Genomic DNA, 13,698 nt, shown 5'->3' with positions numbered 1-13,698 from the left:
TGGTTTGGATGCGGATTGCTACCGTTGCGGTGGCACCGGTTGGCGTGTCTCGTTCGTTCGGAGATCTCGCGAGCGCCGCGCGTTGCGAGGGCCGGGCCGCGTCCTTGCCGCCCCAGGGGATGCGCTGGCCGTCCCGGAGATCCCAGGGAGCTGTCGCCGGGTGTTCGGACGGCTTCCGGGAGCCCTGGGTCTGATCAGCGTTCTCGCCGGGGGAATCATACTGCTACCGGGCGCCGCCACGCCGGCCAGAGCCGACGACATCGACACGATCAACAGAGATATAGCGGCTACCCAGCAGCAGCTCACCGAACTGACTCACTCGACCGAGGCGGCGACCGAAGCCTTCAATGCCGGGCGGCTGCGGCTGAGCGCCGCCGAGCAGGCCGTGTCGACGGCCACCGAGAACGTCCGACGCGCGGGAAACGCTGTGCGGGCCGCGGCGGACAGACGCCGCGCGCTGGGATCCGCCACCTACCGTTCGGGCGGTCTCGAACAGCTCTCGGTGCTGTTCTCCGGTGACCCCGGCACGGCGCTCGACCGGGTGGGCGCGATGGACTCCCTCGCCCGCCGTGGCCGGGCCGCTGAGATCGAACTGCGCTCGGCCCGCCACGACCTGACCGGCGCGCAGGCTGCCGCGCAGGAGGCGCTTGTCGAGCGGCAGCGCGAAACCGCCTCCCTCGAAGAGCGGAAGAAGCGCATCGAGGCGTCGGTGACGGCGCAACGTGCGTTGCTCGACGATCTGGTCGCCCGGCACGCCGAGCTTGTCCGCCAGGCGCGTGCCCGCGAGGAGGCGGCCCGTCGGGCGGGCGAGCTGGCGGCCGCCGCAGCCGCGCAGGCGCAGGCGCGGGCGGCCGCGGCCGAGCGGGACCAGTTGCGCAGCCGCAGCGACCTGATCGGCAGCACCAGCCGCGGATCCACCGGTACCTCCGTCGCGCCGGCCCGCCCGCCCGTGATCGGGAGCGGCGGGGCGGCGGTCGCGGTCGCGCAGGCCCGTGCGCAGCTGGGCAAGCCGTATGTGTGGGGGGCGGCCGGGCCGGACGCCTTCGACTGCTCGGGGCTCACCCAGTGGGTGTGGGCGAAGGCGGGAGTCGCCCTGTCCCATTTCACCGGTGCCCAGTGGAACGAGGGACGCCGGATCTCCCGCGGCGAACTCATACCGGGCGACCTGGTCTTCTTCGGCGAGGATCTACACCATGTGGGGATCTACGTCRGCAACGGGAACATGATCGACGCGCCGCGAACGGGAACGGTGATCCGCCTCGAACCGGYCTGGTGGGAGACGTACGCCGGCGCGGTGCGCCCCGGTRCCTGAACCCGGCCGGTGCCCAGGCCTCACGCCGGATGATGACGCTACGTATGCGCTCAGGTGTGAGGGGTGGCGTCAGAGTGTTCGACGTACACGAGCCCTGCCGCACGCCGTGAGATCTCGGTGGTTGGCGCTTCCTGCCCTGGGTTCTGGCCCGAGGTGCTGGCCTCCTCGGCCAGGACGACCGCGTCCGAGGAGAGGACCTCGACGATGTCACCGCCCCCGCGGATGACGAGCCTGGCGCCAGGTAGCACTCCGCCGTCCCGGAGCTGACGCATGGTTCGTTCGTCCGTCTGCAACCGTTCGGAGATCCAACTGACCGTGACCGAGGTCGTCCTGGAGCTGGTGAAGTCGGTGGCGGCCAGCAGGCTCAACGGTGCCGGGGGCCGCGGCCCCACCGGGCGGTCGAACGAACCTGCCGGGATCACGTTCCCGAACGGGCATTTCTTCGGGTCGCCAAGTATTTCGGTGAGCCGCGCCTCCACCTCGTCGGAGATCACGTGCTCCCACCGGCAGGCTTCGTTGTGGACGAGTGCCCAGTCCAGACCGATCACCTCGGTGAGGAGCAGTTCGGCGAGACGGTGTTTGCGCATGACCGCGGTCGCGCGCACCAGCCCCTTCTCGGTGAACTGCACGGTGCGGTCGTTGGCGAGGGCGACCAGGCCCTCGCTGGCCAGTCGTGAGGTGGACTCGCTGGCCGCGGGAGCACTGAMGTGCAGTCTTTCCACCAGGCGCGCACGCAGCGGCGGGATGCCCTCTTCCCTCAGTTCATAGAGGGTACGGAGGTACATCTCGGTACTGTCGATCAGTCCAGTCACCGGGCTCCTTCGTCCAGCTTCAAGGGTACGCCTGTGAGGGCGGACCCACCTAGGCGCGAGGGCCGTCCTGTCCGCGCTGTTTCCAGGCTGGTTGTCCGTTGCCGGGYCTCGAGCCGGCCGGATCGTCCGCAGGGCCTGCCAGGGGCCTCGGGCGGCCCTGTGCGGTTGCTCCGGATCGCCGTCGGCCGGGTCCGACCCGGCGGGCCGGTCGCCGGTGGGAACCAGCCGGTGGGATCGGCGGATCGGCGTCTCGGCGCGAGTCATACACTGCGGTGTATGAGCTCGACCCAGATCGCACCGGAGACCACTCACGGCAGCACGGACGAGGGTAACGACTTCGCCCACTACGCGCGCCACGAGGAGATCGTCCGGGCTTCCATCGAAGGTGGACGCGTGACCGCGCTGTGTGGTTACAGGTTCGAGCCGGTGCGTGATCCCCAGCGGTTCCCGGTATGCCCGAAATGCAAGGAGCTTGTCGAGCTGGCCGAACAGCTCGGCTGACCGCCCCGGGCGGCCCCGCTCCGATCGCCCCTTCCCGGGYCATGGTCACAGCTGGGCGTAGGCCAGGACGCGGCTCGTGGTGGCCCGTGCCGCGCTACACGCTGCCGGTGTCCGCTTGCCGCGAGAGCTGCTATAAGTGTCGATCACGGTAGCGATCGGCAACAGGAAGGATGGTGGCCGAGGCTTCTCTGACGCTGTGACTCGTCCCATCTGATCCGCCCACGTGACCGGCCACGTACGACCGGGACGACGGATGATGCGTAAGCTGGGATGCCGTCGGGCCTCCTCACGATGCCAGGCCCGCCCTTGTAGTCCCGTTCCTGTAGTAGCCCCGCCCTTGTAGCTCAGTGGATAGAGCGACCGCCTCCTAAGCGGTAGGCCGTAGGTTCGATTCCTACCAGGGGCACGATCCCAACCGTGCCAGTGCTTCTGCCGGGGTGAACGGCTCTCGGCGAAACGACGCTCGGTGAATGGCGTGGCGCGCATACTGGACCATACTCATATGGGCTACCGGTCACTGCTGATCCGCTCAGGGTGYGGCCGGTCGGCTCCGTCAGCGGGCAGCTACAGCGGTCGTCGTCCGGTTGCGTGGGCCTTCGCGTCCAGAGTCGCCAGCAGCGGCCCGCATGGCCGTCGGGCCTGCTCTTCCTCGATCGGGCGGCGATCACGATTTCGATGATCGAGAGCGGATCGTCATCCCTCCGGGGGGGTATTGAAACACCTCGTACGGAAGATCCGCCGGAAACACGGCGGGAGTACTGTTACGTACGTCACAAGGTCATCCTGTGGAGATGGGCACTCGAGCGCGCCAGCAGCATTCGGCTGGCGTCGGCTGGCGCGCTCGAGACGGAGCCTTCACCGCCGAAGGAGGTCGTCCGAATGAGGACCAAAGCCGCCGTCCTGTGGGGGCTGGAAGAGAAGTGGCAGGTCGAGGATGTCGAACTCGACCCGCCCAAGGCGGGCGAGGTTCTGGTCAAGCTCACCGCCAGCGGTCTGTGTCATTCAGATTATCACCTGGTCAGCGGCGACATCCCCATTCCTTTCCCGGTCGTCGGTGGGCATGAGGGCGCCGGTGTCGTCGCGGCGGTCGGGCCGGGCGTGACCGAGGTGGCGGAAGGCGACTCGATCGTCCTGAGCTTCCTGCCCTCCTGCGGGCGCTGCTCGTACTGTTCGCGTGGCCTGACGAATCTCTGCGATCTCGGGGCTGCGATTATTCTTGGCCCCCAGCTGGACGGTACCTACCGATTCCACGCGCGCGGTCACGATATCGGGCAGATGTGTGTGCTCGGGACCTTCTCGGAATACACGGTCGTCCCGGTCGCGTCCGTGGTCAGGATCGACCAGGGTGCGGCGCTGGACAAGGCGGCACTGATTGGATGCGGTGTCCCGACCGGTTACGGCAGCGCGGTGAACACCGCGCAGGTGCGGCCGGGTGACACCGTGGTCGTGATGGGCGTCGGTGGTATCGGTGTCAACGCGGTGCAGGGGGCCAGGGCCGCGGGCGCGCGGACCGTCGTCGCGTTGGACCCCGTCGACTTCAAGCGGCAGAAGGCTGTCGAGTTCGGCGCGACCCACACGGCCGCCACCRTCGACGCGGCACGGGAACTGGTCAGCGAGCTGACCCGCGGRCAGCTGGCGGACGCGTGCATCATCACGACGGACGTCGCCGAAAGCGCGTACGTCGGTGAGGCGCTGAGCCTGGTGGGTAAGCGTGGCAGGGTGGTGGTGACCGCGATCGGGCATCCCACGGACATCTCGATCAGTGGGTCGCTGTTCGAGCTGACACTGTACGAGAAGTCGATCCGCGGCGCGCTGTTCGGCTCCTCGAACCCGCAGCACGACATCCCCCGCTATCTTGAGCTGTACAACCGCGGCCAGCTCAAGCTCGACGAGCTGGTGACCAGGGAATATTCCCTGGAAGACATCAACGAGGGATATCAGGACCTGCTGGACGGCCGGAACATTCGAGGTCTGATTCGTTTCTGACCGCGTTCCTCGAAAACTGGACATGACTGATTGACGAACCGGAGAAGCCGGCCGAGGCGACCGTATGGCGCCCGGYCGGCTCCGTCCGTTGATGCCGGTGCGCGACGGTGTTCCGGCGGTCGCGATCGTAGTTGTCGAATCAGGTTGAACTGAACGGCGAAAATCCGTCGTGGTGCTGGGGCGCGCTCTTCGTCGCGCGGTCCGTGCCGGACAGGTCCGGCGGCGGGCCGGCTCCCGCGGAAATTTATCCCGATGGGGGCACCAGGTTGACTCCTACGAGGGGAGTGCGGCGGAGCCCGGAAGATTACGGTCAGACCTGTAGCACATGCCTGAGAAAGGGGCGACCATGACGATTACCGATGGAACCGTCGACACGCGGCTCAGCTCGCTCGAGTTCTGGGCCAAGCCCCGGTCCGTCCATCACGAGGCATTTCGCTGGTTACGGGAGAACAAGCCGGTCAGCTGGCACGAGGCACCCGAGGCCCTGGACCCGAACCTGAACAACGCCCAGGGGTTCTGGTCGGTGGTGAAGTACCGCGACATCCAGAACATCTCCCGGGACACGGAGCTGTTCAGCTCCGCCGACGGCGTGTTCGTCGACGACTTCCCGCAGCTGGAGACGATGTTGTCGTTCATCGTGACGGACGCTCCTCGGCACACCGAGATGCGGGGCGTCGTCAGCGTCGCCTTCACGCCGAAGAACATCTTCAAGATGTCGGAGGACATCGGCGGGATCGTCCATCAGGTCATCGACAGGGTCGCGCCCCTGGGCGAGGGGGACCTCTGCCAGTTGATCACCAAGGAGGTGCCCGGCCGGATCTTCGCGACCTTCATGGGGATCACCGACCCGGAGCAGATCCAGTATGTGATGGACGCGGCCGAGCAGTTCGCGTGCTGGGCGGACCCCGAGTACGCTCATATCGGCTCTCCGCTCCAGGTGTTCGCCGACGCCTCCCAGAAGCTGGCGACCCTCGCGATCGAGCTGGCGAAGGAACGCAAGGAAAATCCAGGTGACGACCTGCTCAGCTGGGTCGCCCAGGCGCAGTACGAGGGCAACAAGCTGTCCGTCGAGGAGGTCGGCGTCTTCTTCGCGCTGCTCGCCGCGGCAGCCAACGACACCACCCGGCACTCGATGGCGCACGTGCTCTCGCTGTTCCAGGAGTATCCCGACCAGCTTGCCTACGTCATGGCGGACTTCGACAGGCGTGCGGACGACGCCGTCAACGAGTGCCTGCGGCTGGAACCGCCGCTGATGCACTTCCGCCGCACCGCGACACGGGACACCGAATTCGGTGGGGAAACCATCAAAAAGGGTGAYAAGGTCGTCATGTGGTACATATCCAGTAACCGGGACCCCGACGTGTTCGAGAACCCCGACACGTTCGACGTACGGCGGGTCAACAAGTTCAACCCGCACCAGGCGTTCGGCGGCGGTGGCCCGCACTACTGCCTGGGCCACATGCTCGCCAAGCAGATGATCAAGACTGAGGTGCGGGAGATATACACCCGGATGAAGGGCCTCAGGGTCGGCGAGCGCGACATGCTGCTGTCCAACTTCATGAACGGTGTCAAGCGGCTACCCGCCACCTGGGCGCCCGAGAAGAGCTGAGCGCGCGAGGCGAACATTTCGTAGCCGCGAGGTCACGGAGCCGTTCGCGGGATCATGAGTGGGTCGGGGACGTGGGACCGGTGTCCGGGGCGGCCGGTCCCACGTCCCACTGTTTCTGGTCGCTTCTGATCGCGCTGAGATTTCCGTCTTTCAACGGTTTTGTTATGATGCGTACCCCAGTTGCCCCACGCCCTGCCCGTGGCACCCGACCGGGGTTCCGCGGTGTTGTTGACTGTTTGCGGTGGACGAGGGCCGGCGGAGCTATTCTGCTGCTCACAACACCATGAGAGGACGTCGGGAATGCGGCGCACCGGTTTCACCGCCGACCACGAGAGCTTCCGTCAGATGTTCCGGAACTATCTCACCCGCGAGGTGGTGCCCGTCTTCGACGACTGGTTGRCCGCCGGTGCGGTCCCCAGGGATTTCTTCCGGGACCTGGGCAAGCTCGGGGTGCTGGGGATGGCGTTTCCGGCCGAATAYGGCGGAGGTGACCAGCCGGACTTCACCTACAACGCCGTGATCAACGAGGAGTGCGCCCGGGCGCTGGTCGCGCTGGGGACGTTACAGGTACACCTGGACGTGGTGGTTCCGTATTTCCTGGACCACGCCGACGAGGCACAGCGTGGGCGCTGGTTCCCGGGCCTGGTGAGCGGCGACCTGTTCGCGGCGATCGGGATGACCGAACCGGGCGCTGGTTCGGACCTGGCCGGCGTGCGCACGACCGCGGTCCGGGACGGCGAGCACTATGTGCTCAACGGCGCGAAGACGTTCATCAGCGGGGGTGCGCTCGCCGACCTGGTGGTCGTGGTGGCGCGAACCTCGCGAAGCGAGTCCGACCGGCGGCGGGGGCTCAGCCTGCTGGTCGTCGAGGACGGCATGCCGGGCTTCGAGAAGGGCCGCAATCTGGCGAAGATCGGCCTGAAGGTGCAGGACACCATCGAACTGTCGTTCACCGACGTGCGGGTGCCGGTCGAGAACCTGCTGGGGGAGGAGGGGACGGCCTTCGAGCAGTTGACCCACGGTCTGCCCCAGGAACGGCTGAGCATCGCGATCAGTTCGCTGGCCGCGGCCCGGGCCGCGCTGGACACCACCGTGACCTATGTCAGGGAACGCCATGTGTTCGGGAAGCCGGTCAGCCACTTCCAGAACACCAGGTTCGAACTGGCCGCGGTGGCCACGGAAATAGAGGCGGCGCAGGCGATGGTGGACCGCGCGCTGGCCGAGCACGTCGCCGGTGAGCTGAGCCCGGTGGACGCGGCAAAGGTGAAGCTTTACTGCACCGAACTGCAGGGCCGGACGGTCGACCGTTGCCTGCAGTTGTTCGGTGGTTACGGCTATATCCTGGAGTATCCTATCGCCCGGCTGTACGCGGATGCCCGTGTCACGCGTATCTACGGCGGCACGAGTGAGATCATGAAGACTATCATCAGTAAGTCGCTGGGCCTGTAGGTCCGAGTTCGCCAGGCCGGCCGAGGACGAACGCTTCTTACTGGGTATTTTTTCGGCCTGTGCGCGCACCCGACGGYGCACTCGTGGCAATCCTCCCCGGCGTCGCCGTCCGCCGACGAAGGCCATCGTCCACTTGATTACGTACGGCTACAGAATAAATACTCTTGGTGCTCTTGGCGGGTGTGTCGCGCACATGACGCTCGGCGAARTACCCGCACGTCGCGTCTGGACCATCCTGRCCTGTCGGTCTAATGTATCGACCAAAGTCGAGTGATATGTCGATCATCGACCGTCCGTTGAGTGGCGGGTCGAAGCCGTGCCACGCCGGCCCCGCCGGAGGGCTGAGGGGGATCGGCCAGCCGCGCGTCAGATTCGCTGGCGCATGGCCTCGATGCCGCCGTGGATCCTGCGACTCGAAGAGCTCGAAGAGGAGGCGGGAATGGGCAGTGGTGTCCATGCTCCCGTGCTGGACGACGGGTCGGACTCGGACATGGCCAGCTCGGAGCCGGTGGCGGTCGAGGACGGCGTCCAGCGGGCCAGGGAGATCCTGAGAACCGCCGAGCGGATTCTTGACGACGGCGTGACGTATTCAGACTTCRCCAACGGTGACCCGAAGGCGGCGGACGCGGCGTTGGGGGCGGCCCAGCGCGCGGCGAGTGAATGTATGAGCCTCGCCGTCCAGTCGTCGAAGGACTCCTCGGTCCGGCAACTGGCGGAGGTTCTTCTGCAGTCGGGGCTGGCCCGGGTCACGTTGATGGAGGCCACGCTGGGGCGGCGGACGGCGAGGATGTTCGGTGTCGAGCAGGCGCTCTGCCACTTACGCGGGGCCTCCTCGCTGTMGGCTCTGGAGGAGCGGGCACCGGTGGAGGCCCATCGGCTGGGTTTCACCAGAATTCTGTTCTCACGCATTGACAAGGGTGTCTGGATCGCGCGCACGGCCTATATGGAGGGCGAGGAGCAGCTTGCCCGGACGCTGGTGCAGGTCGGTATCGCGCATCCTCGGCCGCTGACCGGCGCACTGGTCGAAAGCGAGATGGCACGGCGCCGCGTCCCGATCCTGGTACGGAACCCCCAGTCGAGCTCGCGCGTCCATGCCGAAATGGTTGCCGTGGTCGGCACCAAGGGCTATGTGGCCGCCCCGGTGGTCTCCTGGGGCAAGGTGGTGGGGTTCCTGCACGCCGACCGGCAGGCGGAACTCGGCGGGGTGGACGAATTCGACCGCGATCTGATCGGCATGTTCGCCGCGGGGGTGGGTGTCGCGTTCGAGAGAAACGCGCTCTTCCGGCGGCTGCGGTTCATGCGGTCCATGTTCAACGAACATGTGTGCGCGGTCAACGACCTCGTCGACGACATCGCCGAGGACGTCATGGAGATCGGCGATGGCTCGGAGAAGCCGCTGAACCGCTCACTGGGCGCGTACTCGTCGGGACAGAATTTCCGGGAGACGCCGGCGGCGTATCCCGAGGACGCGCTGTTCGCCAGTCTGACCCCCCGTGAGTGCGAGGTGCTGCGTAGCCTGGCCTCGGGTAAGACGAACGCGCAGATCGCGAGCAGCCTGTTCGTGACCGAAGGCACCGTGAAATCGCATGTGAAGCACATTCTGCGGAAGCTCGGCGCGGCCAACCGCACGGACGCCGTGGCTCGCTACCATGCGCTGACCAAATCATCCGGCGGCCACCAGACGAAAGATCCGTTCAGATCCTGAGGATCACCTGACCGCCCCATGCCGACGTACGGGGACGATCTTCGCTCGTCCGCTCTGCGCGTCGGCCGATGCCGGGGCCGACCGGCCGGCCAGGCACAGCGCCTGCCCATCGGCCAGGTCATGGCACCTGTCAAGGCGGGTGGGACAGACCCCACAGCCTCTGCCGAAGGTCCCTGTCAGAGCCGCGACGGCTCCGCCAGGCTGGATGAGGGCTTTGGTGGAACGACCGGGGCCACGGGCCGGTGGACACGTCGGGGCCGGCGGGCCACTCGGTGGCGCGGGTCCRTGCGGGGTGGCCCCAGGCCGGTAGTCGGCGTTCCGCCGCTGCCCAGCGGTCTTCATAACCAGGGCTACCGCTCGACAGACGGCCGTCGGCGTGGGGGAGAACAGGATGAAGAGGAAGGTGGCCGTTGTGGTGGCCATTACGCTGGCCATCGCGTTCGGCTGCCTCGGGGCCGCGCTGGCAGCCGCAGTCCGAACGGCGGACGTCACCGCTGTCCAGAACGACCGGCTGGAGCCGGCCGCGGCAGACGTGGCCGCCATCCTTGATCATCTCGCCGCTGAGGACAGCGACTGGCGCGGTTACCTGACAACCGGCCAGTCCGAACTTCACAGGTCTGCGTTGGCCGGGTCCCGGGATATTTCGGCCAGAATCAACCAGCTGTCCGCCTCCGTTGCCGGTCTCGGACGGCTGCCCGACCTTGTGCGGCAGGTGACGGAAGCGTACGGGGTATGGAGCTCGCACGCGGATCCCGCGATGAGCGCCGTGCGTGCCGAGAACATGGTGGTCATTCATTCGGCAGAGGCGGCCGCCACGAGGAACTCAAGCTTTGACACCATGCGTACGCGGGTGGCCACGATGCAGCAGGAAATTTTACGTCACCAGGATCAGATGTCGACTCAGGCCGGCGGGGCCGGGTGGCAGTTGCTCGCCGGTGCGCTGGGTGCCGTGTTCCTGGTTTTTCTGGTCGTCGCTGTGCTGGTCGTCGGTGTCCGGCGGTTGCTCCTCGCGCCGCTACGTGGGCTGTTGCGCGCGGTCGGGGAACTTGCCCGTGGCGGTTACGACCGGGCCGTGCCGCGCAACGGCCCGGCTGAGATGGCCGAGCTCGGAGAGGGGCTGGACGCGATGCGTCTGCGCGTGTTGGCCGCGATCGGCCAACAGGGACCGACAGCGGCGGCGGTGCGGGACGCGCTGACCGCGTCCGTGACCGAGATCCCGGGCATGCGGATCTCAGGCCGGATCATCCCGGCGGAGGGCCTGCTCGCCGGCGACTGGTACGACACCTTCGAGCTGCCCGATGGTCGTCTCGGGTTCACCGTGGGGGACGCGGCGGGGCACGGGCCGGTGGCCGGCGTGCACGCGCTGCTGGTCAAGCAGCTTCTCGCGGCCGCGCTGCTCACCGAGGCAACCCCGGACGAGGCGATCCAACAGGTGCAGCGATGCCTCGGTGACACCGGTGAGATGTTCGCGACCGCGTTCGTCGCAATAGTAGATCTTGAAACCGGACTTGTCGAGTACGCCAACGCCGGGCACCCATGGCCGGTGATCGTCCGAAATCCGGGCGGCGGACGGGGTGCGGCCGCGGACGAGGCGACGGCGGGCGGTGTGGATCCGGGCGACGCGGATCCGGATGGCGCGGATTCGGATGACGCGGATCCGGATGTGGAAAGGGAGGCCCTGGCTGTCGGAGACGGCCTGGACGCGAGAGGAGGTGGAAAAAACGAAGCCGGAAGGGCGGGGCTTGTGACTCTGGCGTCGACAGGTCCCCTCGTCGCAGCCATCCTGCCCGACGGCAGCGGCATGTGGCGGACCGAGCGGGCCCGCCTGGCGCCGGGGGACGTCCTGTGCGCCTACAGCGACGGCATCACCGAGGCGCGCGGCCCAGCTGGGAACCAGTTCGGTTTCCGACGGCTGGCCGACGAGCTGACACGCCTTCCCGGCAGGGATCCCGACGCCCTCGTCAGTGATCTCTTCACGGCTGTCGCGCTGCATTCCCGCGGCTGCGTGGCAGACGACCAGATTGCGGTCGCGGTGGGCCGTAGCGTGTCCGACGTCATTGCTGCCCCGGCGCAGCGCCCGGACGGAGCCGTTTATCCGGTGGGCGATACCGTCACCCTGTCGAGAAATGCCACCGCCGTGTCCGGGTAGACGGTCCGGGGCAGCTTCGCGTCGGTTCTTCGGCGTGGTCCGGGTAGAACGGGCGAGCGCGTCACGGGCGTGGCCGGGCACCGGTTGGCTGACTCCCGGCGACCGGCCGCATCATGACAAAACGGTATTCGACGCGTCCGGTCAGTTCAGTACGAATATTCGGGAGGTGGGCACCGTCGGTGCCGCTCCGTACGGAATACATATACGCAGGGCTCCCGAATGGGGGTGTGGAATTCTTGGATCGATCATTCCAGAGGGCTCGTCGGTGTTGGCCTACTTCCGTTAGTGTGTCTGAGGTATGGACGACCAGGAGACAGGGAAGATCTCCACGGGTGTGCCGGATTCCGCCGCATCCGCGTCCCTGCCGGGTGACTCCTCCGTGGAGCCGGTGAGAGAGATGGCCTTCCCGGCAGTTGCCCGCCTGGAACTCGACGAACTGCTCGCCCAGCTCATCGACCGGGYGCAGGATGTCATCGAGACGCAGAGCAGGCTGCGCGGCCTGCTGCGAGCCACCCGGACGGTCATCGCCGACCTCAGCCTGGAGGTGGTGCTGCGCCGCATCGTGGAGGAGGCCTGTCAGCTGGTCGACGCCCGGTACGGTGCTCTGGGGGTGATCGCCAGGGAAGGGCATCTCGAGCAGTTCATCCACGTCGGCATGGAGCCGCCTCTGGTCGAGAAGATCGGACAGCTGCCGCGGGGGCAGGGGGTGCTGGGCCTGCTCACCGCACAGCCACAGCCGCTTCGCCTGAACRACATCGCGACGAACCCCCGGGCCGTCGGTTTCCCGGCGAACCACCCGCCCATGCAGACCTTCCTCGGCGTTCCGATCAGGGTCCGCAGCGAGGTTTTCGGCAACCTCTATCTTACGGAGAAGCGCAACGGCCGGACGTTCACGGCCGAGGATGAGGAACTCGTCCTGGCGCTGGCCGCGAGCGCCGGGATCGCCATCGACAACGCCCGGCTGTTCGACCAGGCGCAACGTCGCCAGCGGTGGCTGCAGGYCTCGGCGGACATCACCCGTCACGTGCTTGGTGACGGCGAGCGGCCGCTGAACATGATCGTCAGTCGTGCCCGGGAGCTCGCCGGCGCGGACGTGGCCGCGATACTCCTCAGCGGGGAGCCCTCGTCGCACCTGACCGTAGAGGTTGCCGACGGTGACGACGCCGGTGTCCTGCAGAGCAGGATAATCCCCATGGACGGCTCGTTGGGAGGCAAGGCGGTGCGGACGTGCGCACCTTTGCTCGTCTCGGACGCCGCGGCCGAGGCCAGCGGTAACGATCCCTACACGCATGGGATCGGCCCGCTGATGATCGTCCCGTTGGCGGGCTCCCAGGTGGCCAACGGAGCGGTGGTGCTCGGCCGGCGGCACGGCGCCACGCCGTTCACGGACAGTGATCTCGATATGGCCGCGGCGTTCGCCGGGCACGTGGCGACGGCTCTCGAGATCACCCAGGCGCGGGCTGCCCGAGAACGGATCGTCGTCCTGGAGGATCGGGACCGGATCGCTCGTGACCTGCACGACCACGTCATGCAGCGGCTGTATGCCGTTGCGCTCGGCATGCAGGGACTGGCCGCCGCTGAGGAGCGGCCAGGGCCGGCCCGTCGGATGGCCACGTACGTGGAGGATCTGGACGTGACGATCCGTGAGATCCGGTCAACCGTCTYCGAGCTGCGGGGCCGGCGGACGACGGCTGGCTCCGGCCTGCGGGCGCGGGTCGCCTCCGTCGTCGACGCGGTGAGCGACGCCTTCGGCTTCGCGCCGTACCTGCGGTTCGAAGGCCCGCTGGACACGGCGGTGGACGCGGCGGCCGGTGAGCATCTGCTCGCCGTGGTGCGGGAGGGCCTGTCGAACGCGGCCCGGCACGCCCGTGCCAGCAGCGTCGAGGTCATCGTAGGGGTTACCGGGGGCCAGCTCAGCGTGGACGTGATCGACAACGGCGTGGGCATCGGGAACACGGAGCGTCGTAGCGGGCTTGCGAACATACGCAGCCGAGCCGAAGATCTCGGCGGTACCTTCGACCTCTCCGCGGGGCCCGAAGGTGGTACCCACCTGCGCTGGTCCGTGCCCCTGGCCTGAGTGACCCGCGGCTCCCAGCGCGGCCGGTGGAGCCAGCCGGAACTCACCCGCTGTCACCAGATCCGTTCGTGCGGTGCGTGTTCGGGCAGGACGCGTGA

Annotated in this window: 9 protein-coding genes and 1 tRNA gene; 9 read left to right on the top strand and 1 reads right to left on the bottom strand. The window is 67.4% G+C overall.

All coding sequences use genetic code 11. The features are described from left to right. Positions 1 to 160 precede the first annotated feature (160 nt). Positions 161 to 1,312, top strand: a complete 1,152-nt coding sequence (locus tag BL254_RS18805; protein WP_076844341.1) for an NlpC/P60 family protein — start codon at positions 161 to 163, stop codon at positions 1,310 to 1,312. A gap of 50 nt (positions 1,313 to 1,362) precedes the next feature. On the opposite strand, the gene BL254_RS18800 is transcribed toward BL254_RS18805, so the two are convergent. Then, positions 1,363 to 2,124, bottom strand: a complete 762-nt coding sequence (locus tag BL254_RS18800) for a metal-dependent transcriptional regulator (protein ID WP_076844339.1) — start codon at positions 2,122 to 2,124, stop codon at positions 1,363 to 1,365. 276 nt (positions 2,125 to 2,400) lie between these two features. On the opposite strand from BL254_RS18800, the gene BL254_RS18795 reads away from it, so the two are divergent. The 8 genes from BL254_RS18795 (at position 2,401) to BL254_RS18760 (ending at position 13,600) form a co-directional block, all read left to right on the top strand. Then, positions 2,401 to 2,625 (top strand): DUF3039 domain-containing protein, encoded by a 225-nt coding sequence (locus BL254_RS18795; RefSeq protein ID WP_047223755.1) that lies wholly within the window; start codon positions 2,401 to 2,403, stop codon positions 2,623 to 2,625. A gap of 333 nt (positions 2,626 to 2,958) precedes the next feature. Then, positions 2,959 to 3,031: transfer RNA gene (locus tag BL254_RS18790), tRNA-Arg, on the top strand. A gap of 473 nt (positions 3,032 to 3,504) precedes the next feature. Then, positions 3,505 to 4,611, top strand: a complete 1,107-nt coding sequence (locus tag BL254_RS18785; protein ID WP_076844337.1) for an NDMA-dependent alcohol dehydrogenase — start codon at positions 3,505 to 3,507, stop codon at positions 4,609 to 4,611. 346 nt (positions 4,612 to 4,957) lie between these two features. Then, positions 4,958 to 6,220, top strand: coding sequence for a cytochrome P450 (locus BL254_RS18780; protein ID WP_047223753.1), 1,263 nt, complete (start codon positions 4,958 to 4,960; stop codon positions 6,218 to 6,220). A gap of 300 nt (positions 6,221 to 6,520) precedes the next feature. Further along, positions 6,521 to 7,669 (top strand): acyl-CoA dehydrogenase family protein, encoded by a 1,149-nt coding sequence (locus BL254_RS18775; RefSeq protein ID WP_076844335.1) that lies wholly within the window; start codon positions 6,521 to 6,523, stop codon positions 7,667 to 7,669. A 439-nt stretch (positions 7,670 to 8,108) separates the two neighbouring features. Beyond that, the gene (locus BL254_RS18770) at positions 8,109 to 9,374 is read left to right on the top strand and encodes a LuxR C-terminal-related transcriptional regulator (RefSeq protein WP_175648417.1); all 1,266 of its coding nucleotides are present in this window, start codon (positions 8,109 to 8,111) and stop codon (positions 9,372 to 9,374) included. Between the two features lie 391 nt (positions 9,375 to 9,765). After that, complete coding sequence (locus BL254_RS18765; RefSeq protein WP_047223751.1) at positions 9,766 to 11,523, top strand: PP2C family protein-serine/threonine phosphatase; 1,758 nt, start codon at positions 9,766 to 9,768, stop codon at positions 11,521 to 11,523. Positions 11,524 to 11,821: 298 nt separating this feature from the next. Continuing rightward, entirely contained in the window at positions 11,822 to 13,600 is a 1,779-nt protein-coding gene (locus BL254_RS18760) for a GAF domain-containing sensor histidine kinase (RefSeq protein ID WP_076844333.1), read from the top strand. The last annotated feature ends 98 nt before the right edge of the window (positions 13,601 to 13,698 follow it).

It is taken from the genome of Protofrankia sp. BMG5.30 (assembly GCF_001983005.1).
Lineage (GTDB): Bacteria > Actinomycetota > Actinomycetes > Frankiales > Frankiaceae > Protofrankia > Protofrankia coriariae.
The sequence above is the reverse complement of the archived record's forward strand: the minus strand, read 5'-3'. Positions and strand labels throughout refer to the sequence as shown.

Bases quoted from the DNA above. Each gene is read 5' to 3' on its own strand.
- BL254_RS18795 (WP_047223755.1), top strand. From the start codon at position 2,401: ATGAGCTCGACCCAGATCGCACCGGAGACCACTCACGGCAGCACGGAC.
- BL254_RS18765 (WP_047223751.1), top strand. From the start codon at position 9,766: ATGAAGAGGAAGGTGGCCGTTGTGGTGGCCATTACGCTGGCCATCGCG.